The organism is Pseudonocardia aurantiaca (assembly GCF_039526725.1).
Lineage (GTDB): Bacteria > Actinomycetota > Actinomycetes > Mycobacteriales > Pseudonocardiaceae > Pseudonocardia > Pseudonocardia aurantiaca.
Window position 1 is genome coordinate 282,389 of the sequence record NZ_BAAAJG010000008.1, and the last position, 21,642, is coordinate 304,030.

Annotated in this window: 20 protein-coding genes; 8 read left to right on the forward strand and 12 right to left on the reverse strand. The window is 72.2% G+C overall.

The genetic code is table 11. The annotated features are described in order from the left end of the window. The first annotated feature begins 104 nt into the window (after positions 1-104). Positions 105-3,053 carry an aminomethyl-transferring glycine dehydrogenase gene (gcvP, locus tag ABD143_RS11185; RefSeq protein ID WP_343975353.1) on the forward strand — a complete coding sequence of 983 codons (2,949 nt, stop codon included), beginning with the start codon at positions 105-107 and terminating at the stop codon, positions 3,051-3,053. Between the two features lie 444 nt (positions 3,054-3,497). On the opposite strand, the gene ABD143_RS11190 is transcribed toward gcvP, so the two are convergent. Beyond that, positions 3,498-3,632, reverse strand: coding sequence for a hypothetical protein (locus ABD143_RS11190; RefSeq protein WP_343975355.1), 135 nt, complete (start codon positions 3,630-3,632; stop codon positions 3,498-3,500). A gap of 173 nt (positions 3,633-3,805) precedes the next feature. On the opposite strand from ABD143_RS11190, the gene ABD143_RS11195 reads away from it, so the two are divergent. After that, entirely contained in the window at positions 3,806-4,678 is an 873-nt protein-coding gene (locus ABD143_RS11195) for a ketopantoate reductase family protein (protein ID WP_343975357.1), read from the forward strand. Positions 4,679-5,077: 399 nt separating this feature from the next. Here ABD143_RS11195 and ABD143_RS11200 read toward each other — a convergent pair whose 3' ends face one another. Further along, the gene (locus ABD143_RS11200; protein WP_343975360.1) at positions 5,078-5,485 is read right to left on the reverse strand and encodes a RidA family protein; all 408 of its coding nucleotides are present in this window, start codon (positions 5,483-5,485) and stop codon (positions 5,078-5,080) included. Between the two features lie 74 nt (positions 5,486-5,559). Between ABD143_RS11200 and ABD143_RS11205 the strand changes: the two genes are divergently transcribed. Continuing rightward, a complete protein-coding gene (locus ABD143_RS11205) occupies positions 5,560-6,198 on the forward strand; it encodes a TetR/AcrR family transcriptional regulator (protein ID WP_343975363.1) in 639 nt (212 codons plus the stop codon). 121 nt (positions 6,199-6,319) lie between these two features. Here ABD143_RS11205 and ABD143_RS11210 read toward each other — a convergent pair whose 3' ends face one another. Genes ABD143_RS11210 through ABD143_RS11225 form a run of 4 tightly spaced genes read right to left on the reverse strand, consistent with a single transcriptional unit; the run spans position 6,320 to position 10,051 of the window. Then, positions 6,320-7,186 carry a 3-methyladenine DNA glycosylase gene (locus ABD143_RS11210; protein WP_343975366.1) on the reverse strand — a complete coding sequence of 289 codons (867 nt, stop codon included), beginning with the start codon at positions 7,184-7,186 and terminating at the stop codon, positions 6,320-6,322. Between the two features lie 11 nt (positions 7,187-7,197). Then, positions 7,198-7,629 (reverse strand): PPOX class F420-dependent oxidoreductase, encoded by a 432-nt coding sequence (locus ABD143_RS11215; RefSeq protein ID WP_343975369.1) that lies wholly within the window; start codon positions 7,627-7,629, stop codon positions 7,198-7,200. A gap of 33 nt (positions 7,630-7,662) precedes the next feature. Continuing rightward, positions 7,663-8,721, reverse strand: coding sequence for a hemolysin family protein (locus tag ABD143_RS11220; protein WP_343975371.1), 1,059 nt, complete (start codon positions 8,719-8,721; stop codon positions 7,663-7,665). Continuing rightward, on the reverse strand, positions 8,714-10,051 hold the full coding sequence (locus ABD143_RS11225) for a hemolysin family protein (protein ID WP_343975374.1): 1,338 nt from the start codon (positions 10,049-10,051) through the stop codon (positions 8,714-8,716). Before ABD143_RS11225 ends, ABD143_RS11220 begins: the two co-directional genes overlap by 8 nt. A gap of 271 nt (positions 10,052-10,322) precedes the next feature. On the opposite strand from ABD143_RS11225, the gene coaA reads away from it, so the two are divergent. Then, entirely contained in the window at positions 10,323-11,288 is a 966-nt protein-coding gene (coaA, locus tag ABD143_RS11230; RefSeq protein WP_343975377.1) for a type I pantothenate kinase, read from the forward strand. Between the two features lie 40 nt (positions 11,289-11,328). Next, on the forward strand, positions 11,329-11,778 hold the full coding sequence (locus ABD143_RS11235; RefSeq protein ID WP_343975380.1) for a MarR family winged helix-turn-helix transcriptional regulator: 450 nt from the start codon (positions 11,329-11,331) through the stop codon (positions 11,776-11,778). Between the two features lie 4 nt (positions 11,779-11,782). On the opposite strand, the gene ABD143_RS11240 is transcribed toward ABD143_RS11235, so the two are convergent. Both ABD143_RS11240 and ABD143_RS11245 read right to left on the reverse strand, forming a co-directional pair. Beyond that, the gene (locus ABD143_RS11240) at positions 11,783-12,577 is read right to left on the reverse strand and encodes a DUF427 domain-containing protein (RefSeq protein WP_343975383.1); all 795 of its coding nucleotides are present in this window, start codon (positions 12,575-12,577) and stop codon (positions 11,783-11,785) included. Positions 12,578-12,627: 50 nt separating this feature from the next. Next, positions 12,628-13,338, reverse strand: a complete 711-nt coding sequence (locus ABD143_RS11245) for an SIMPL domain-containing protein (protein WP_343975386.1) — start codon at positions 13,336-13,338, stop codon at positions 12,628-12,630. Between the two features lie 84 nt (positions 13,339-13,422). Here ABD143_RS11245 and ABD143_RS11250 point away from each other — a divergent pair, with 84 nt between their 5' ends. The 3 genes from ABD143_RS11250 (at position 13,423) to ABD143_RS11260 (ending at position 17,760) form a co-directional block, all read left to right on the forward strand. After that, positions 13,423-14,595 carry a lactate 2-monooxygenase gene (locus ABD143_RS11250; protein WP_343975389.1) on the forward strand — a complete coding sequence of 391 codons (1,173 nt, stop codon included), beginning with the start codon at positions 13,423-13,425 and terminating at the stop codon, positions 14,593-14,595. A 73-nt stretch (positions 14,596-14,668) separates the two neighbouring features. Further along, a complete protein-coding gene (locus ABD143_RS11255; protein ID WP_343975392.1) occupies positions 14,669-16,510 on the forward strand; it encodes a serine/threonine-protein kinase in 1,842 nt (613 codons plus the stop codon). Continuing rightward, positions 16,507-17,760, forward strand: coding sequence for a heparan-alpha-glucosaminide N-acetyltransferase domain-containing protein (locus tag ABD143_RS11260; protein WP_343975395.1), 1,254 nt, complete (start codon positions 16,507-16,509; stop codon positions 17,758-17,760). Before ABD143_RS11255 ends, ABD143_RS11260 begins: the two co-directional genes overlap by 4 nt. On the opposite strand, the gene ABD143_RS11265 is transcribed toward ABD143_RS11260, so the two are convergent. The 4 genes from ABD143_RS11265 to ABD143_RS11280 all read right to left on the reverse strand — a co-directional run bounded on the left by ABD143_RS11265 (position 17,696) and on the right by ABD143_RS11280 (position 21,562). Continuing rightward, positions 17,696-18,685: an RNA polymerase subunit sigma-70 gene (locus ABD143_RS11265; RefSeq protein ID WP_343975398.1), complete on the reverse strand. Its 990-nt coding sequence runs from the start codon at positions 18,683-18,685 to the stop codon at positions 17,696-17,698. The two genes, ABD143_RS11260 and ABD143_RS11265, sit on opposite strands and share 65 nt — an antisense overlap. A 57-nt stretch (positions 18,686-18,742) precedes the next feature. Then, positions 18,743-19,504 carry a sulfite exporter TauE/SafE family protein gene (locus tag ABD143_RS11270; RefSeq protein WP_343975401.1) on the reverse strand — a complete coding sequence of 254 codons (762 nt, stop codon included), beginning with the start codon at positions 19,502-19,504 and terminating at the stop codon, positions 18,743-18,745. A gap of 82 nt (positions 19,505-19,586) precedes the next feature. Further along, positions 19,587-20,798, reverse strand: a complete 1,212-nt coding sequence (locus ABD143_RS11275) for a macrolide family glycosyltransferase (protein ID WP_343975404.1) — start codon at positions 20,796-20,798, stop codon at positions 19,587-19,589. Between the two features lie 11 nt (positions 20,799-20,809). Then, entirely contained in the window at positions 20,810-21,562 is a 753-nt protein-coding gene (locus tag ABD143_RS11280; RefSeq protein WP_343975407.1) for a TetR/AcrR family transcriptional regulator, read from the reverse strand. Positions 21,563-21,642: the final 80 nt, after the last annotated feature.

Genomic DNA, 21,642 nt, shown 5'->3' on the forward strand with positions numbered 1-21,642 from the left:
AAAGCCCTGGCCGCACCGGGGTGAATCTCTCAGGCGCCCGGTGCCGGGCGGGGACAGAGGGGGAGGGCAGCGCCCGCTTGCCCATCCCTGCACCGGAGGCTCCCGTGACCGACGCCCATCCCGCCCCCCACGATCTGGCGTTGCACGAGCTGGAGCGCGGCATCCCGTTCGCCGACCGGCACATCGGCCCCCGTCCGCGGGAGCTCGACCGGATGCTCGCGACGATCGGAGTGACGTCGCTCGACGAGCTCGCGTCCGCGGCCGTCCCGGACAGCATCCGCGACAGCGAGCCCGTCACTTCGACGCTGCCCCCGGCGGCGTCTGAGACCGAGGTGACCGCCGAGCTGCGCGCGCTCGCCGCGCGCAACACCGTGACCGTCCCGATGATCGGTCTCGGGTACGTGGGCACGATCACCCCGCCCGTGATCCGCCGGCACGTCCTGGAGAACCCGGCCTGGTACACGGCTTACACCCCGTACCAGCCGGAGATCAGCCAGGGCCGCCTGGAGGCCCTGCTGACGTTCCAGACCACCGTCGCCGACCTCACGGGGCTCCCCGTGGCCGGGGCGTCCCTGCTCGACGAGGCCACCGCCGCCGCCGAGGCGATGACGCTGCTCCGGCGCGCGGGCAAGGCGGCGTCCCCGCGGTTCGTGGTGGACGCCGACACGCTGCCGCAGACCATCGAGGTGCTGCGGACCCGGGCCATCCCGCTGGGTATCGAGCTGGTGGTGGCCGACGTGTCCGGCGGCCTGCCCGAGGGAGACCTCTTCGGGCTCCTGCTGTCCTACCCGGGCGCGTCCGGCGCCGTCACGGACCCGACGGCGCTCATCGATGCGGCGCACGAGCGGGGCGCGCTGGTCGCGGTGGCGGCCGACCTGCTGGCGCTCACGCTCCTCACTCCGCCCGGCGAGCTGGGGGCCGACGCCGCGGTGGGCACGACCCAGCGCTTCGGGGTGCCGCTGGGCTTCGGCGGTCCGCACGCAGGCTTCCTGGCGGTGCAGCAGAAGCACGCGCGCCAGCTCCCGGGCCGGCTCGTCGGCCTGTCCCGCGACGCCGACGGCAACCCGGCGCTGCGGCTCGCCCTGCAGACGCGCGAGCAGCACATCCGCAGGGAGAAGGCCACCAGCAATATCTGCACGGCCCAGGTGCTGCTGGCTGTCGTGGCCGCCTGCTACGCCGTCTACCACGGACCGGACGGGCTGCGCCGCATCGCGCAGCGCGCCCACCGGATGGCCGCGGTGCTCGCGGCCGCGTTGCGGGCCGGGGGCGTCGAGGTGGTGCACGACGAGTTCTTCGACACCGTGCGGGCCCGGGTACCCGGGCGGGCCGACGAGGTGGCCGACGCCGCCCACGCCGCCGGCATCGCGGTGCGCCGGGTGGACGCCGACACGCTCGGCATCGCCTGCTCCGAGGTCACCACCGTGGCCCACCTGGAGGCCGTCCGGGCCGCGTTCGGGATCGGCGCCGACACCGCTGCGCCGGACACCGCTGGCCTGGACACCGCTGGCCTGGACACCGCTGGCCTGGACACCGCTGGCCTGGACATCGCCGCCCTGGACGCCGGCACCGCGGACGCGCTGCCGGAAGGCCTCAGACGCAGCTCGGAGTACCTCACGCACCCGGTCTTCCACGAGCACCGCTCGGAGACCTCGCTCATGCGCTGGCTGCGCCGTCTCGCCGACGCCGACATGGCGCTGGATCGCACGATGATCCCGCTGGGCTCGTGCACGATGAAGCTCAACGCGGCCGTCGAGATGGAGCCGATCACCTGGCCCGAGTTCGCCGACCTGCACCCGTTCGCCCCTCCGGCCGACGCCGCGGGCACGCTGGAGCTGATCGCCGACCTGGAGCGCTGGCTCGCGGAGCTGACCGGCTATGCGGCGGTGTCCCTGCAGCCCAACGCCGGGAGCCAGGGCGAGTTCGCCGGGTTGCTCGCGATCGCGGCCTATCACCGCAGCCGGGGCGAGGCGCATCGGGACGTCTGCCTGATCCCGGCGAGCGCCCACGGCACGAACGCGGCCTCGGCCGTGATGGCTGGGATGCGCGTCGTGGTCGTGGCCACCGCGCCGACCGGCGACGTCGACCTCGACGACCTGCACGACAAGATCGCCGAGCACCGCGACGCCCTGGGTGCTCTGATGATCACCTACCCGTCCACGCACGGGGTGTTCGAAGCGCGGGTGCGTGAGGTCTGCGACGCCGTGCACCAGGCGGGCGGGCAGGTCTATGTGGACGGCGCCAACCTGAACGCGCTGGTGGGGCTCGCGCGGCCCGGGGCGTTCGGTGGCGACGTGAGCCACCTGAACCTGCACAAGACCTTCTGCATCCCGCACGGTGGGGGCGGGCCCGGAGTGGGACCGGTGGCGGTGGCCGAGCACCTGGTGCCGTTCCTGCCCGGGCGCGGGGAGGTCGGCGCGGTGTCCGCTGCCCCCCACGGCAGCCCGGGCGTGCTGCCGATCTCGTGGGCGTACCTGCGGCTGATGGGCCCGGACGGGCTGCGCCGCGCCACACTCACCGCGATCACCGCCGCCAACTACGTCGCCGCGCGGCTGCGCGAGCACTACCCGGTGCTGTACGCGGGCGCTGACGGCCATGTGGCCCACGAGTGCATCCTCGACCTGCGGGCGATGACGAAGGACACCGGCGTGACCGTCGACGACGTGGCCAAGCGGCTGGCCGACTACGGCCTGCACGCACCGACGATGTCGTTCCCGGTGGCAGGCACGCTCATGGTGGAGCCCACGGAGAGCGAGGACCTGGCCGAGATCGACCGGTTCGTCGACGCGATGATCGGCATCCGGCGCGAGATCGACCGGGTGGCAGCGGGGGAGTGGCCAGTGACGGACAACCCGCTGCGCGGCGCCCCGCACACCGCCGCGAGCCTGATGGACAAGTGGGATCACCCGTACCCGCGCGAGCTGGCGGGCTACCCGACGGGCGTCACGCCCGGGGTGCACGACCGCAAGGTCTGGCCGCCGGTGCGGCGAATCGACGGCGCTCACGGCGACCGGAATCTCGTCTGCAGCTGCCCTCCCGTGGAGGCGTTCGCCTAGTGTCCCGCGCCGCAAGTCCACCACATATCTCGACGGCCCAGGTCCCCGCTGGGCGCACCGGCGCACGGCCCGAGTACGCCCGGTACGAGGACCGCGCCCCGGCACACCCAGCGGAGACCTGGATCCGCCGATATACGCACCGGACTTCCGGCGCGGGACAGTAGCGATTCTTGGAGGGTCCTGAACAAGGGGGTTGAGGAACATCGGAACGAAAACTGGCGCTAAGCCTTCGTCGGCCCTGGTGGGCGGCTGACGGAGCGTCGGCGACCGAACCCGTCTGAAGTCGTCCCGCCGATAACGCCCTATTATCTGCGGCTTTGCTCGACGCCCACACCTCGCTCGGGGGGGTGCCGGGGACGGGCTGGGACCTGCATGAATACCGTCATTCTGGCCTCACATACCTCGGTGACGTCAGCGGGCGGCCGGGCGGTGAGCCGGGAGGCGTCAGTTCCCGGTCGGTGGCGCGCTCATCGCTGCCGTCAGGAACGTGATCGCCCAGCGGCGGGCCGCCTCGCCCGCTACCGACGGGCTGGCCGGGGGGCGCCGGTGGTAGACCTCGACGCGGTCCACGGCCGTCACGGCAAGGATCCCCCGCATCCGGAACCACAGCTCCTACGGGGCAAGGCCGGGCAGTGCGCGCCCGAAGGCCGCCAGGTAGCGATCACGGACCGTGTCCTCGGCCGGACCGGTCCAGCTGCGGCATATGTTTGAAACGAACGTATGAGTGAATGAACATGCGAAAAAGGGTTGTCATGAAACTGCTCGTGTACGGCGCCGGGGTTACCGGCAGCCTGTTCTCCGCCCGCATGCATGACGCGGGGCACAACGTCTCGCTCCTCGCCCGGGGCGAGCGCCTGGCCGTCCTGCGCCGGCACGGCGTGCAGCTCGCCGAGGCAGACAGCCCGGCCGTCAGGCGGGTACCGGTGCCGGTGGTCGAGCACCCGGCCGGCGGGTACGACCTGATCGCCGTCTTCGTCCGCACCCATCAGGTGGACGCGGTGCTGGAGTCACTCGCTGGTCTCGAAGGCGACGTGCTGTTCCTGCACAACTGGGCGGCCGGTGCGCAGCCGCTGGGCGCGGTGATCGGCCACGAGCGGGTACTGCTCGGCTTCCCAACGGCCGCCGGCACGATGGACGGCGACGTGGTCCGCTACCGCGCGACCAACTTCATTACCCGCCGGGTTGCGGTGCCGATCGGCGAACCCGACGGCCGTACCACCCCGCGACTGGAACGGATCGTGGAGGCGTTCCGCACCGCCGGGATCAACGCCAAGGCCGAGCCGCAGATGAATGCCTGGCTCAAGACGCACGCCGCATTCGAGGTGCCACTCGGGCAGGCGGTGCACGCGGCGGGCGGCCCGGTAGCGCTGGCCGACGATCCGGACGCGGTCCGCGGCATGCTCCACCTCATGCGGCAGAACCTGGCCGTCATGCCGACGCCACCGGTCCCTCGCGGGTTCGCTGCGTTGCAGACTCTGCCGGAAGGACTGCTCGTGGCCCTGCTACGGCGCTTCCTGCGGAGCCCGACGGCCGCACACAGCGGACTCAACGACGCCTCACCTGCGACGGCGGCCGAACTCGAGCGGCTGGCCGAACAGATGCGTGCCCACGCGAAGGTCCGGTAGGCAATAGGCGGCTGTGCCTCCTCGGCCGGATCGCAGGTGAGTGCTCCTGCCCTACTCCGGGCAATCCTCAGTCGCCAGCCTCGCCCAACAACAACTCCGCCCGTAGCGGGCGTCTCGCAGTAGGGCCGAGTTGTTCAGGACCCTCCTGTCACAGGGCTCGTTGCGGGGCGGGTGAGCCCCCTCCGGCTCACCCGCCCCGCAAAGGAGAAGCTCGAGATCGACTGCTTGATACACGCCGGGTCGAGTTGTGTCAGGTGCCTCGATGTCAATGAAACATTGACGCCACGGATCGTCGACGAAAGGGCGACGACCCCGCGAAGCCGGGGGACAGGGCCGGATGATCGCAGGGGCCGGCCGCCTGAGGCTTTCGCCGGGGTCGCCGCCTCGTGGCCTCGCGTATCAGTCGATGACCGCTGTCGCTTCAACCTCGACCAGGAGATCAGGCTCGCCCAGCGCGGCAACACCCAACAGCGTGATCGGCTTGACCGGGTCGACTCCGAGCTTCGCCGCCGCCCGCGTGACCCCTTCCCCCAGCAGGGGCATCTTGTCGGGGGCCCAGTTGACGACGTAGATGGTCAGTTTCGCCACGTCGTCGAACGAGCCACCGATCTCGGCCAGGGCGGTGCCGATGTTGAGGTAGCACTGCTCGACCTGAGCGGCGAAGTCGCCTTCGCCGACTCTGCGCCCGTCGGCATCACGGGCGACCTGACCGGCGAGGAACACCAGCTTCGACCCGCTGGCGATCGACATCTGCCGGTAGACCTCGGGCTTCGGCAATCCGTCAGGGTTCACCAGGGTGATGGCCATGCCGCCTCCTCGTTGTTAGAGCCTTGGGGGTTCGTTCCGCCCTAAACCATATCAGTGCTATGTAATGTGGCGTCATGGCGAGGACGAAGGACCCGGCGGTCCGTACCCTGCTCATCGAGCGGGCCGGGCAGATGCTCCGAACCCGCGAGCCCATCACGCTCCGCTCGCTGGTGGCCGGCACCGGCGTGTCGACGATGGCCGTCTACACCTATTTCGGCGGCATGGACGGCGTGTGGAAGGCACTCCGGCAGGAAGGCTTCACGCGCCTGGCGGCCAGGCTTGCGACGGTGGCGACGTCCGCGGACCCGGTTCGCGACCTGGCCGCCCTGGGTGCCGCCTACGTGCGCAACGCGCTGGACAACCCGGACCTGTACCGAGTCATGTTCGACGCGACTTTCGACCTCGAAGACTCCGATGCCGCAGACGAAACCCTGCAACGCCTGGTTCACGTCGTCGAACGAGCCAAGGGCGCCGGCCGCTTCCGCGCCGACGTCGACCCGCTGGAACTGGCCACACAGAGCTGGATCATCGGACACGGACTCGCCTCTCTCGTCGCCACCGGCCCACTGCCGCGCCAGACGCTCACCAACGGCATCGCTCTGCTGACCGCGCTGTTCACCAGCGCCGGAGACGACCCCGATAGATGCCGTCGGTCGGTCGAGCACGGCTGGAAGGAACTGCCCCCGCCTGGTCTTTCCCGGGGGCGGGCGTGAGCCGATGGGCCACGGCGTGGCTGCTCCTTCCTTCGTCAATGAAACATTGACGCCTTCATCTCGTCGATCAAAGATTGACCCCGAAACAGCGACGACTGAGCCGAGCCAACCGGTCAGGGGATCAGGCGGAGATGATCCGATCGCATAGCTCGACCAGCCGGGACCGCAGCGGAGCAGCGCGCCGGGCGAACTCCGCCTGGGCACGGGCGTACTCGGCGCGCCCGGCGGCGGTCTCGACGGCAACGGGGGAGTAGCCGAGGTCGGCGAGGTCGTACGGGCTCGCCTGCATGTCCAGCTCGCGCACGTCGACGGCGAGCTCGAAGCAGTCGGCCAGCAGCTCGGCCGGGGTGGCGGGGGAGAGCTTGTAGGCCCACTTGTAGAGGTCCATGGTCGCGTGCAGGCAGCCCGGCTGCTCGTTCGCCACCTGGTGGGCGCGCTCGGGCTGAAGCGCGTTGAGCGGTCGCGCGGGCTCGGTGAAGAACCGGAACGCGTCGTGGTGGGTGCAGTGCACCGGGAGGGACTCGACCAGGGCGTCCGTCCCGGCCGCCCCGAGCCGCAGGGGCACCTGGCCGTGGCGTGGAGCGTCGCTGCGGTACACCATCGCCCACTCGTGCAGCCCGAAGCAGCTCAGCCGCGGGGGCCGCCCGGCCGTGGCGACGAGCAGGTCGCGGACGAACGCAGCGGTGCCGGCGACCCGGCCGGGCAATGCGCCGACGTCGAGCCGCACGCTCTCGCCGTCGCGCACGTGGCCGGGTACGTCAAGGAGTTCGTCGCCGCCGCGAAGGAGCACGTCCGGCCCGGGCTGCCACTGCTCCAGCCGGGCCGGCCGCAGCGAGTAGTAGGTGAAGAGGAAGTCGAGGACGGGGTGCGGCTCGCCCCTTCGACGCCGCTCGCGGTGCGGCAGCGTCCACCGCTCCACCCGCGCGCGGTGCGCGGCGGCGCGCGCCCGCCATGCGGGCTCGTCGAGCACGAGCGGCGCGGCGGACACGGCACACAACGCTACCCGCGGTCGGCTCCGACGTTGCGGGAGCCGGGGGCGTCCGGGCCGTTGATCCCGAAGACGATGATTCGCTGCGGGTGGATGCGGATCACCCCGGGCCGGACGCCGGGGAAGGCCGTTTGGTGCTGCACGTCGGGGAGCACCTCGGCGACCCCCCGTACCTCCAGGGCCCGCGGCTGCCACGGCTCCGGCACCACGTCGTCGACGACGAGTGACACGCGCCCGTCGCGCTCGACATTCCGCCACTTCTGCGTGTCGGGGTTGCGCATGCCAGGGATGTCGATGGTGCCGGTCTCGGCGTCGACGATGAAACTGACGGGACGCACCTGCGGCGCACCGTCCGGGCCGAGCGTGCCGAGCCGCGCCAACCGCTGCCCGCGCAGGTAGGCCAGCTCGGCCGCGGTGAACGTGAAGGTGGAGGTGGAAGCCATGCCGCAAGCATGCAACCTGTAGTCGCCTTCAGGTCAACGCCGTTGGGTGTGCTCGCGCGCGTGGGTGGCGTCGCGGACCTCGCCGACGTAGTGCTCGACGACGTCCTCCATGGCCACCAGCCCGAGCGTCTCGCCGCGCGGGCCTACGGCCCGGCCGAGGTGGGCCCCGGAGCGGCGCAGCACCGCCAGCGCCTCGTCCAGCCGGAACGAGGCCGGCACCTCGGGCAGGCCGCGCACCCGTTCGGCGGGCACTGCGGCCTCGGGGTCGTCGACGAGGTCGAGGACGTCCTTCACGTGCAGGTAGCCGGCCAGCCCCCCGTCCGCGCCGCGGACCGGGAAGCGGGAGAACCCGGTGTTGGCTACGGCCTTGTCGACGTCGCCGACCGTGGGGGACGCCGGGAGCGTCACGATCTCGTCGGCGGGCACCAGTACGTCCGCCAGTGCCGCCTCGGCCGAGCTGAGCGCGCGGCTGAGACGCCGGGACTCGTCGTCGTCGAGCAGCCCTTCGCGGCCCGACTCGGCGATGAGGTCGGCCAGTTCGCCCGAGGTGAACGCGGCCTCGAGCTCGTCGCGCGGCTCGACTCTGGCCAGCCTCAGCACGCCGTTGGCCATGACGTTGAAGAGATTGATCAGCGGCCGGGCGATCGTTGTGAACACGAGGAACGGGGGCACGAGCCACAGGGCCATCCGCTCGGGACCGGCGATCGCGATGTTCTTCGGCACCATCTCACCGAGCAGGATGTGCGCCACGACCACGATCGCGAGCGACACGGCGAACGCGAGCGGGTGCAGCACCGCCTCGGGGAGGCCTACCCATGCCAGTGGCCGTTCGAGCAGGTGCGCGACGGCGGGCTCGCCGAGGCGCCCGAGCAGGAGCGAGCAGATCGTGATGCCGAGCTGCGACGCCGCGAGCATGCGGGAGAGGTCGGCGCCCGCCCGCAGGACGGTGCGGGCGGACGCGGTGCCCGAGTCGGCCATCGCCTCGAGCCGGTCGCGGCGGGCGGAGATGAGGGCGAACTCGGCGCCCACGAAGAACGCGTTGGCGGCCAGCAGCGCGATCGCGGCCAGCAACGCGAGGAGGTCGCTACCCACTGCCGGCCTCCTCGCGCTCCGGTGCTCCGGTGCGGGCGAGCCGGAGCTCCGCCAGCCGGTTGCGTTCGCGGCGCATCACGGTGAGCTGCCAGCCGTGGACCGCGACCTCCTCGCCCACGTCGGGGATATGTCCTAGCTGGGCGAGGACGAACCCGGCGAGCGTCTCGTACTCGCCGGGTGGGATCTCAAAGCCGGTGGCGTCGGCGACCTCGTCGTCGCGCAGCAGCCCGGAGACGAGCCAGCTGCCGCGCCCCAGTGGCCGTACCTGGGCCTGCTCGGCGCGGTCGTGCTCGTCGCGGACGTCGCCGACGATCTCCTCGACCAGATCCTCGAGCGTCACGATGCCGGCGGTGCCGCCGTACTCGTCGACGACGACGGCGAGCTGCAGGCCCGAGCTGCGCAGCCGTGTGAGGAGCTCGTCGCCGTCGAGCGAGTCGGGCACCGTGGGCACCTGTTGCATGAGGTCGCGGACGGCCACGTTGGCCCGGTTGGCGGCGGGCACGCCGAATGCCTGCTTGACGTGCACCACGCCGAGCACGGCGTCGGGGTCGCCGTTGTGCACAGGGAACCGGGAGAAGCCGCTGTGGCGGGAAAGCGCGACCAGGTCGGCCACGGTGTCGTCGGCGTCGAGGGACTCCACCTGCACGCGCGGGGTCATCAGGTCCTCGGCCACCCGGTCGGTGAAGCGCAGGGAGCGGTGGAGGAGCGTTGCCGTGCCAACGTCGAGCGTGCCGTGCTGGGCGCTGGAGCGGACGAGTGAGCTGAGCTCCCGAGGGGAGCGGGCCGAGCGCAGCTCCTCGGCCGGCTCGACGCCCAGGCGCCGCACGATGGCGTTGGCGGTGCCGTTCAGCCCGGTGATGAGCCAGCGGAATGCGTGTGCGAACCCGCTCTGCAGCCAGACGACGGCGCGGGCGGTGCGCAGGGGGTCGGCGATGGCGATGTTCTTGGGCACGAGCTCGCCGAACACCATCGAGAGTGTGGTGGCGAGCAGCAGCGCGAGGACCGTCGCGGTGCCGGATGCGACGCCCTCGGGAAGGCCCATCGCCTGGAGCCCGGGCCGGAACAGCGACGCGATCGCGGGTTCGGCGATGTAGCCCGTGACGAGCGTGGTCACGGTGATGCCCAGCTGGCTCCCGGAGAGCTGGAACGACAGCGAGCGGTGCGCCCGCTGCACGGCCCTGGCGCGGCGGTCGCCCGACTCGGCGACGTGGCCGTCGACCTGGCTGCGTTCCAGCGCGGTGAGCGCGAACTCCGAGGCCACTGAGATGGCGGTGCCGAGAGTCAGCGCGGCGACAGCGAGCAGCCCGAGCACCGACAGGACGACGGTCACGGAGGGCCTCCGCAACGGGTGTCGCGGCAGCCGTTAGGGGCGGTGCGCCGGGTCGAACCCGGCCTTCTACTGCAACCCGGCTCGGCGGGGTACGCAGCGGGCACGAGCGTGCTCCTCATGAGGCGGAGCCACAAGTCTATGACGTGACGCCAAGGACGGCCCGCACGGCGGGCGTGGCGGTTGTCTCGCCGACCCCGGGGGCGGGTTTGCGACGTCGCGCCGGTCACGTATGCGAGCGATCGCATGCTGGGAGGATCTAGGTTCTCCGGTCATGACCGGCAGTCGCACTGCTGCGCCGCGGGACTCCTCGTCGCCGTTCGTGGACTTCGACCGCCCGTCATGGGCGAAGCTCCGGGAGAACACCCCGTTGCCGCTCACGGCGGAGGAACTGGAGCACCTGCGGAGCCTCGGCGACGAGGTCGACCTGGACGAGGTGCGCGAGGTCTACCTCCCGCTCTCGCGGCTGCTGACGTTGCACGTGCAGGAGGGCGGCCGGCTCTACCGCGCGTACCGCACGTTCCTCGGTGGCACGACTGCCCGCACCCCGTTCGTCATCGGGATCGCGGGGTCGGTGTCGGTGGGCAAGTCCACCACGGCCCGGCTGCTGCGGCTGCTGCTCGCGCGCTGGCCGCAGCACCCGCGGGTCGAGCTCGTGACGACCGACGGGTTCCTGCACCCCAACGCGGAGCTCGCGGAGCGCGGCCTGATGAGCCGCAAGGGCTTCCCTGAGTCCTACGACCGGCGGGCGCTGCTGCGGTTCGTCACCGAGGTGAAGGCCGGTCGCGCCGAGGTGACCGCGCCGGTGTACTCGCACCTCACCTACGACATCGTGCCCGGCGAGCGGTTCACGGTGCACCGCCCGGACATCCTGCTGCTGGAGGGCCTCAACGTCCTGCAGCCCGCGCAGCCGTCGCGGGAGGGCGGCCCGGCGCTGGCCGTCAGCGACTTCATCGACTTCTCGGTCTACGTCGACGCGGCCACCGTCGACATCCGCCGTTGGTACGTCGAACGCTTCCTGCGGCTGCGGGAAACGGCGTTCCGCGACCCGGAGTCGTACTTCCGCCGCTATGCCGCGCTCGACGAGGCCGGGGCGATCGCCAGGGCAGAGAGCATCTGGGCCGAGATCAACGGGCCGAACCTGGAGCGCAACATCAAGCCGACGCGCGGGCGCGCGAGCCTGGTGCTGCGAAAGGGCCCCGCGCACAACGTCACCGGGATCCGGTTGCGGAAGGTGTGACCGGAATGAACGCCCGTTCGCAGCCTGGCACCATGTGCCGATGACCAGCACCGAGGACGTGCACACCGACGAGCAGACGGAGCTCGCCGCCCGGCTCCGGCTGGTCGTCGGTCGCCTGCACCGGCGCATCCGAATCGACGGGCGCGAGTCGATCCCCCCGCTGCAGCTCTCTGCGCTGGCCACGGTGGAGCAGCACGGGCCGTTGCGGCTCTCGGAGCTGGCCAGGCGCGAGGCCGTCACGGCGCCGACGATGAGCCGGGTGCTCACCGCCCTCGACGAGCAGGGGCTCGTGATCCGCACCCCCGACCCGAACGACGCCCGCGGCGTACGGATCGTGCTCTCGGAGGAGGGTGCCGCGCGGCTGGCCGAGGTGCGCAGCCACCGCACCGCACTCGTCGCGCGCCGCCTCGCCCGCCTCGACGACGCGCAGCGCGCCACCCTGGTCGCCGCTCTGCCGGCGCTGGAGGCCCTGCTCGTCGAGGACGACTGAGCCGCTAGATCTGGCGGCCGTCTACGAGGATCGTCAGGTCGTCGTGCAGCAGGCTCACGCGTCCGGCGATGGCGGCCGACTCGGCGTAGGGATCCTGGTAGCTCCACACGGCGTCGGTCAGCGTGCGGCCGTCGGGCAGTTGGAGGCTCCAGTAGCTCGCGTCGCCCTTGTAGGGGCAGAAGGTGCTGGTGGAGCTGGGCTCCAGCGGCACCCGCACGTCGTCGGGGGAGAGGTAGTAGCGCAGCGGCAGCCCGGTCTCGGCGAGCACGAGCGGGGCTGAGGACTCGGCGACGACCTGGTCGCCCGCGAGCACCTGCACGTGCCGGCTGGACCGCCGGACGTCCACGCGGTGGAACGGGTCGGTGAGGCCGCGGACCGGCTCGTCCTCGTCGAACCACGCGTCGGCGGCCTCCCAGTACAGCGACGCGTACCCGGCCAGCCACAGCGCCTCGGGCTTGGGGTCCGGGTAGGCCCACAGCGCGTTCTCGACCACGCGGTCCCCGACCGCGAGCGAGCGGTAGGTGGCGTCGCCCTTGAACGGGCAGTGCGTGCTGTGGTCGCTCGGCACGAACGCGGAGGCGTCGATGTCGGTCTCGGGCACGTAGAGCCGTGGAGGCAGCGCGGTCTCGTGGAGCAGCAGACCGGCGGTCGTGTCGATGATGGTGCGCCCGGCGAACTCCGCCCGGACGCGGCGTGGGAACGGGTGGGCCAGCAGCTTGTGGGCCGGCGACTCGATCCGGTAGTTGACGGTCTTCGGTGCGGTCGCGGAGAGGGGCGCATCGCCATAGCTGAGACCCATGCCCGAGGCAACGCTGTGAGCCGGGGAACATTCCGGGTGCGCTCCAGGGATCATCGGGCGATCTCGTGCACGACCTCGACCGCGACCGTCAGCTTCTGGCTGCCGGGTTCGATCGGGACGGCTTGGGCGGCCACCCGCGCGTCGGCGGCGTAGGGCAACGGACCTGGCTGCTCGGCCGGTCGTTCCGTGATCGAGCGGATCGGCCCGAGCCTGACCCCTGCGGCCTCGGCCAGCTGCGTGGCCTGCGCGATCGCCCGGCGCACGCCGTCGGCCCGCGCGGCCGCGCGCACCGGGCTGTCGTCGTCGATCGAGAAGCCGACCTGCTGCACGCGCACGGCGTCGCCCGCGACCTCCCCCGCCCGATCGATCACGGCACCGGCGGCGGTGATGTCGCGCAGGCGGGCCGTGACCATGTTCGACACCTCGTACCCGGAGATCCGGCTGCCGGTCTGGTCGTATGTGGGGTAGACGGTGAGCTGGCTCGTCTGCAGGTCCGCCGGGGCCACGCCGGCCGCGCGCAGCACATCGATCACCGCCGCGGCGCGCGTGTTGTTCGCGTCGAGGGCCGCCGCGGCGCTGCGGTCGCGGGTCTGCACGCCGAGCGTGACGGTCAGCAGGTCGGGTGTCCCGGTGGCGATGCCGACGCCGCGGGTCGTGACGGTCGGTTCCGGGGGCACGGCCGGGGTGGCCGGTGCTGAGGCGCAGCCGGTCGCGGCCAGCGTCCCCACTGCGAGGAGCGCGGTCGACAAGGCACGGTTCATGTACCTAGGACGGTAGGAGCTCCCGGTTCGGTTGCATCGCGAAGATCTGTGCTGGTGATGTACCGACCGGTAGGTTCGCGGTCCATGACCGTCCCGTTCTCGTCCTACGGTGCTGAGATCTACCTGCGCGGGCTCGCCGACCAGCGTCCCGAGCTGCCCACCGACCCGTCCCGGCTCGAGGAGGCGGCCCGCGCCGTCCTGGAGGACGGGCCGTTCGGCTACGTCGCTGGTGGGGCCGGGTCGGGGGCGACCATGCGGGCCAACCGCGCGGCGTTCGACCGGTACCGGCTGGTGCCGCGGATGCTGCGGGACACCACGCAGCGGGACTGGTCGACGACCGTGCTCGGCACCGCGATGCCTGCGCCCCTGCTGCTCGCGCCGATCGGGGTGCTGTCGATCCTGCACCCGGAGGGCGAGCTGGCCGTGGCGCGCGCGGCCGCAGAGCTCGGGGTGCCGATGGTGCTCTCGACCGCGGCGTCGCACACGATCGAGGAGACCGCAGCCGCGTCCGGGGACGCCCCGCGCTGGTACCAGCTCTACTGGCCCACCGAGGACGAGGTGACGGTCTCCATCCTCCAGCGGGCCAGGGCAGCCGGGCACCAGGTGCTCGTCGTCACGCTCGACACCTGGACGCTCGGCTGGCGGCCCTACGACCTCGACCAGGCGTACCTGCCGTTCCTGCGCGGCGTCGGTACCGCGATCCCGTTCTCCGACCCCGCGTTCCGGGCCGGGCTGGCGACGCCGCCGGAGGAGGACCTGATGGCCGCCGTCGGGCGCTGGGTGCCGATGTTCACGGGCACGGCGCTGCGCTGGGACCGGCTCGATCTGATCCGCGAGCACTGGGACGGGCCCGTGGTGCTCAAGGGCGTGCAGCACGCCGACGACGCCCTACGGGCGCTCGACGCCGGGATGGACGGGATCGTCGTGTCGAACCACGGCGGGCGGCAGGTGGACCGCGCGATCGGTGCGCTGGACGCGCTGCCGGGCATCGTCGCCGCTGTCGACGGGCGGGCGGCGGTGCTGTTCGACTCCGGGGTCCGCACGGGAGCCGACGCCGCGGTGGCGCTCGCCCTCGGCGCCGACGCCGTGCTGCTCGGCAGGCCCTACGCCTACGGACTGGCGCTCGGCGGCCAGGACGGGGTGCGACACGCCGTGCGGTCGGTGCTCGCCGAGTTGGACCTCACCCTCGCTCTCTGCGGGTTCGCGGACATCACCGATTTGCGCGCGGCGAAGGACGCCGTCTCCAGCGTCAGCTGAGGAAGGTGGTGCCATAGTGGTCCCCTAGGGTTCCCGCGCCTGGGCACCCCGCGTCGAGAAGGGGGAGCACCGCGTGGAGGGGCTGACCGCGGTGGTCGCCGGGCTGATCGCGAGCTTGCGAGCTGCGCTGGGGTCCGAGGTGTGCCCAGGTGACTGGGCGTGGGCCGTCAGCCTGTTCGGTGTGGCGCTCGGACTTCTGCCGGCGGTGGGGGCGTTCGTCGTCGCGTTGGTGCGCAAGCGCATCGGCTCCCGGTACGGCACGGGGGAGTCCGTGCTGCTCGCGTGCACCGGTGTGCTCTTCGCCGGGTTGCTGCCGCTGCTGGCGTTCGCCGCCGCCGGGCAGGTCTTCCGCAACGCCGTGCTCCCCGACGAGATCTCGGGGCTGACTGGTCGCCAGCTCAGGGACCTCGGCTCCGCGGTGTGCTTCGTAGGGCCGCAATCGGAATTCCTTGGCGCGGGTGACGTCGCCACGGCCTTCAGCCCGGTCAACCCGCTGACCTTCGGTTTCGCGCTCGTGACCCTGGCCGGGTTCCCGCTGGTCGCTGCCATGCTGGTGGCGGCGCAGGCCCGTATCGCACTGCGCCGGGGCCCGAGCTGGCCCTCCCGGTTCTTCTGGCTGCCGACGCTCTCCATCGCCCTGCTCACCGCCGCCCAGCCCGCAGGCACCATGGGGCACCTGTGGATCGGCTTCGCGTCGGGGGCGTTCCTCGGGATGTTCCTGGTGCTGATGGCCGGCGCGCCGTCGCGCGAGGTCGTGCACCGCTCGCTCACGGCGTCAGCGCGGGTCGCCCGGCCGGATCCGGTTCGCAGGCCGCCGACCGGCCCGATCGCGGCGCAGCGGCCGCGCCAGCGCCTCGCCGACCGGCTCGCGGAGCGGTTCGCCGCCCGGCAGCCCGAGCCGCCGGTTGTCCCGGCTCCCCGGTCCGCTCCGCTCGACCGCGGCCCGCACGGGCCGGTGGGCCCCAGGCCGACGCTGATGGCGTCGGTCCCGCCGTTCCCCGTCCCGCCGCAGATGTCACCCGCCGCTGCTCCGCCCCTCGACGGCGCGGGTGGCTCGCCGGGGGCTCCGCGGTTCCGGCTGGTCCGCAGGCTCGGCTCCGGCGGGTTCGGCCGCGTCTGGCTCGCCCACGACGCCCGCCTCGGTCACCCAGTGGCGCTCAAGGCCGCCCACGCCCCCGACCACGAGACCGAGGAGCGCATCCGCCGCGAGGCACGGGCGCTCGCCGCCGTCCACCACCCCCACTGCGTACGCATCCACGACCTGGTGCCCGCGGCGAGCGACCCGGGGCTCTCGGAGCTGGAGGGCATGGTCATCGTCATGGAGTACGTCGAGGGCTCCTCCCTCGGCGATCTGGTGCGGGCGCGGGGCACGGTCGACGACATCGTGGCGGCCCGGGTGTGGGCAAGCCTGGCAGGCGCCCTCGACGCGGCGCACACGCAAGGCGTGATGCACCGGGACGTCAAGCCCGGCAACGTTGTGGTCGACCAGGGCGGGATCGCCCACCTGATCGACTTCGGCATCGCCCGCCGCACCGGCGACGCCACGATGACCATGGCGGGCTTCGTGCTCGGCACCCCTGATTTCCTCGCCCCCGAGGTGGCCTGCGGTGAGCGCGCCACCCCGGCGTCGGACGCCTGGCAGCTCGCGGCCACCGTGTCCTACGCGCTCACCGGCCAACCGCCACGCGGCGGGCACCCCGACGCCGTGTCCGGGCTGCGTGCTGCTGCGACCGGGGCGCCGCTCACGCAGCTGCCGAAGCGCTCGGCACACGTTGCGCTGCTGCACGCGGCGATGGACAACGATCCGCGCCGGCGCCCGCCGCTGCGCACGGTCCAGCAAGCGCTGGAGGACTGGCTGCGCCGCACCGGGGCGCGCCCGGACGGGCCGGTGACAGCGGGCACGCGCGGCCGGTGACCACGGACTTCCATCCCGATCGGCTCACGTCGCGCCGCGGCAGGGTCCTCGGGGTGGACGCGGCGCGCGCCGTCGCGCTGGTCGGGATGTTCGCCACGCACATCCTGCCGCTCAGTGCCAGAAGCGGCGGCGGGGGCGGGGAGACACTCACCGGCCTGCTCGCGGACGGGCGCTCGTCGGCGCTCTTCGCGGTGCTCGCGGGGGTCGGGGTGGCGCTCGCGTCGGGTGGCACAGAGCCGCCGCCGGACGGCCGCACCCACCTCGCCGCGGCTGCCTCGCTGCTCGTGCGCGGCGCGCTGGTGGCGTTGCTCGGGCTGTGGCTGGTAGGGCTCGATCCGCCGGTGGCGGTGATCCTCGCCTACTACGGGCTGCTTTTCGTCGTGGCCGCTCCGCTCCTGCGGCTGCGCTCCCCGGTGCTCGCGGCGGGTGCCGTGCTGGCGTGTGTGCTCACGCCCGTGCTGAGCCATCTGCTTCGGGACGGGCTGCCTGCGGGGCCGGGCGATCAGGCGGATCTCGGCTCGCTGGCCGAGCCCGTCGAGCTGGTCGTCACGCTCGGGCTCACCGGCTACTACCCGGTGCTCACCTGGACCACCTACCTGCTCACCGGCATGGCTGTCGGGCGGCTCGACCTGCGCCGCACGGATGTGGCCGCCGGGCTGCTGGCCGGTGGCACGGTGCTCGCCGTCGCGGCCTGGGCCGCATCGGCGCAGCTCCTGGGCCCCGGAGGTGGTGCGGCCGCGCTCGGGCCTGCCCTGGAGCGCCGCCGCTACGGCACCACCCCGACCGACACGTGGTGGTGGCTCGCGGTCGACTCGCCGCATTCGGGCTCGCCGCTCGACCTCGCTCACACGACCGGCACGGCGCTTGCCGTAATCGGCGCGATGCTGCTGCTTACCCACCTCGCCGGCTCCGGAAGCTCCTCCGGCTGCCGTCCCCGGGTGCTGGCGAAGGTGGCCCGGCCCGTGGTGATCGTTCCCGCGGCGCTCGGCGCCGCGCCGCTCACGCTGTACACGCTGCACGTCATCGGGCTCGCCGCCTACCCCGGCAACGGCACCGACGACGTCGCCCTGTGGGTCACGCACGTGCTCATCGCGACGGCGATCGGGGTCCTGCTGTGGCTGGCGGGGCACCGCGGACCGCTGGAGGCTGTCGTGTCGGCGGTCGGCCGGGGCGCTCGGTGGCTGGTCAGCCCGCGGGGAGCACCTCCGGAAGGCCGAACTCAGGGAACAGGGCCGGCCCGAACGTCGTGATCTCAACGATCTGGTCCCCCTCCACCCGCAGCACGTCGAACTTGAACGCCCGGAACTCCGTGTCACCCGGCGCGCGGTGGTAGCTGGCCGCGGTCGGCATCCGGTTGGCGGCGGTGGCGACGAGCTTCCAATCGCCGTGGGTGCCGTCGCGGAAGGCCCGGTCGAACAGGGCGCGCATCGACTCGAGCCCGTCGAAGACCATCGGGTACGGCGGCATCGTCACGCGGATGTCCTCGCTGAATATCTGCACGAGCACCGCCGGGTCGGCGGCGTTGCTCGCCTCGATGTAGCGCTGCAGCAACGCCCGCTCCTGCTCGGACGCCTCTGCGGCGGTCCAGGCCTCGCGGCGCTCCGGGAGCCGCTCGCGCATGGTGGCCCGCGCCCGTTGCAGCGCGCTGTTGGCAGCGGCCACCGAGAGCTCCAGCGCCCCGGCCGTCTCGGCCGCAGTCCACCCGAGGACGTCACGCAGGATGAGGACCGCGCGCTGGCGGGCCGGCAGGACCTGCACGGTGGTGAGGAACGCGAGCTCGATGGTCTCTCGCGCGACGACCACGGCGTCCGGCTCGTCGTCGGGCGAGGCCTGGTCGAGCAGCCGGTCCGGGAACGGCTCCAGCCAGGGCACCTCGGCGAACGACCCGACCGACCGCAATCGCCGGTGCTCGCGCCGGATCTGGTCCAGGCAGGCGTTGGTGGCGATCTTGTAGAGCCAGGCGCGGAACAGCGACGAGCCGTCGAAGGTGTCGAGCCGCCGCCAGGCCCGCAGGAACGTCTCCTGCACGACGTCCTCGGCGTCGGTGTACGAGCCGAGCATCCGGTAGCAGTGAACCTGCAGCTCGCGCCGGTGGCGCTCGACGAGCGACGTGAAGGCCGTCGCGTCACCGGCGGTGGCCGCGGCGACCGTGCGCTCCAGCTCCGTGGTGTCCATATCGGAGATTGTCATGCCTCGTGCAACGACGGTCGCCGGCACTACTCATCGGTCCGGTCAGTACGCCCGGATCCCCAGCACGACGGCCAGTCCCATCCCCGCGAGCGCGATCCCCGTACGCAGCAGGGCGGTGGGGACGCGCCGGGCGACGGCCGGGCCCGTCCAGGCGCCGAGGAGGACCCCCGCCGCGAGCGGGAACACGGCCGCCCAGTCGACGGGTCCGAATATCGCGAAGCCGACCGCGGCCATGGCGTTGGCGAGCCCCAGGAGGACGTTCTTGAGGGCGTTGCCCTCCAGCAGCGAGACCGGCAGCCCGATGAGCAGCAGCGCCAGCATGAGCACACCCGCCGCGGCCCCGAAGTAGCCGCCGTACACCGACACGCCGAGGATCCCGGCGACGACGGCGGGGCTGGTCCGGGAGGCCTCGCCGGGAGCTCCCCACCGCGCGACCGAGGCCTTGGTCCAGGGCTGGAGCAGGAGCACCACCGAGCCCACGGCGACGAGGAACGGCACGATCCGCTCGAAGGTGCCCGGCGGGGTCACGAGGAGGAGCGCGGCGCCCGCCGCCCCGCCGACGAGGCTGAGGAGCGCGAACCTACGCACGGCTGGTCCCTGCCCGGTCAGCTCGGGCCGTGAGCTGGCGGCCGCCCCGACCGAGCTGAACGTCAGCGCGACCGTGTTGGTGACGTTGGCGGCAAGGGCGGGCAGCCCGGCGGCGAGGAGCGCGGGGTAGGAGAACAGGGAGGCGAGCCCCGCGATCGAGCTGCAGAACCCGGCCGCGACACCGGCCCCGACCAGCAGGAGGAAGGTGTCGGCCACGTGCGGAAACCCTAACGGGGCGGCAGCGCCGTGATCGCCGTCGGCGATGCGACCTCTCCCACACCCGAGGCAGACCCAGGTGTCAGCTGTTCCCGGTCAGGAGGTTTCGGATCACCTCGGCGCCCGCGGGGGCTCCGCCGCCCTCGCAGAGGGTTTCGGCCAGGACCTTGGCGGACGTGCGTTGGGCCGAGTCGGTGAGGGCCAGCTCGACGGCCGTGCGCAGCTCGGCGGGCGGCACGGGGCGATTTGACAGGTTGTGCCGCAGCACGACCCCGGCGCCACGGTCGGCGACGGCCTGGCCGATGACCAGCTGCTCGAACTGCTGGGGGATGACGACGAGCGGCACCGCGTGCGCCAGGCCTTCCAGCACGCTGTTCATGCCCCCGTGCGTGACGAAGACCGCCGTCCGCCGGAGCACCTCGAGCTGGGGTACGGACGCGCGGACCAGGGTGTTCACCGGCGGCCGGCCGAGGCGGGCGGGGTCGGTGTGAGAGCCGACTGCGAGCAGGACACGCGCGGGCAGGTCGGCGAGCACCTCGAAGCAGGTACGGAAGAAGTCGTCGCTGCCCGCATGGAGGGTTCCCAGCGACACCAGGACGATCGGATCGGCACCGTCGAGATGGGCGGCCAGTTCGGCATCGAGATCTCTGTCGCGGGCGTCGGGGTCGATCGTGGGTCCGATGAAGTGACAGCGCTGGTCGACCAACGGGTTGGCCGCCTGCAGCCACCGCGGAATCGGAAAGATCGTCACGTCGCCACGCATCGGAAAGATCGGTCGCGGCGGAAAGATCTCCTTGCCAAAGCGGCGCAGCACCCGCCGTCTGGCCGCGCGCACTTCGGGCACGCCCGGCACGGCGGTCCGGAGGAAGTGGACCCATTCCCGGGTCGTCAGACTCCTGAGCTCACCGCCGCCCGCCATCATGGTGGTCATGAGCGAGATCGTGGGCAGGTCGAGGCTCGCCGCGGCCATGCGGCCCCAGACCGCGTTGGAGTCGAACGCGACCGCGGCAGGTCGCTCGGTGCGCAGTTCGGCCAACAGGAATGGCAGCAATGATTCTGTGGCGGTGAGGATCCGGGTGACCACCCGCAGGGGGCTGCCGCTCCGGGTGGCCTCGGCGATGTCGTTCGCGGAGAGCGTCCCTGCCGGGTAGGGGCGGAACGCGGCGCCGGTGCGCTCAATCGGGTCGCGGAATTCGTCGGTGGCGTAATAGGTGACGTCGATATGCTGGCGCACCAGTTCGCGCACGAGCCCCATTGTTGGATTGACGTGCCCGGCGGCAGGCATGCCTGCCATGACTATTCGACTCATTCGAACCCTCTCTGGGGCAGGCCGGAACGGTTGTCAGGCGGTCCGGGGCGCTTTGACGGCCGCTCGTCGATCGCCGCAGCCAGCGACGCCCGGACCCGTTGGTACGAAGCGAGCACCGCAGGGACCACGGCGGCGAGCGCCTCTGGATCGGGCGAGCCCGGCGGCTGCACCGCGGACTGAATGGTGTGGCTCATCGCGGTAGCGGCCACCTGCGGGTCGGCGTCCGACGACCCGAGTGCCGACTGGTGGAGGTAGAACCCCGTCTGTACCGCGCCGACCACGTACTTCTGGGTGTCGATGTCCAGGTCCGTGCGCATCAGCCCGTGCTCGCGCAGCAGATGGAACTGCTCGAAGGCGAGCTCGCCCTTCCATTCGCGCACCGGGTTGATCGCTCCTTCGTGCGCCAACTCGCCCAGCAGTTCGTTGTCGCGGACGAACATCGCCCGCAGCAACGGCCGGCGCTGCACCCCGAGGTAGCCCAGACGGGCCTGCTCGGCCGGGAGTACTGCCGTTGCGTCCCGCTCGATCGCGGCCGTCAACTCGTCGACCAGGCCCAGCGACTCGCGCATCAGCACGCACATGAACAGCCAGGCGCGCGACTCGAAGTGCAGGTACACGGTGCCTTTACCGATGCCGGCGTGCTTGGCGACCTCCTCGATCGTGACCCGCTTGTAGCCCCAGCGGAGCACCAGCTCGGCTGCCGCATCCAGGATCCGCTGGGCGCGCTCGCGCTGACTTGTGTCAGGCATCGACCATCCCTTGACTCGTGACCAGATTTCTCATCTGGTCACGAGTCAGGGTAGCGGTTCCCGTCAGGCTCGCGCCAGCG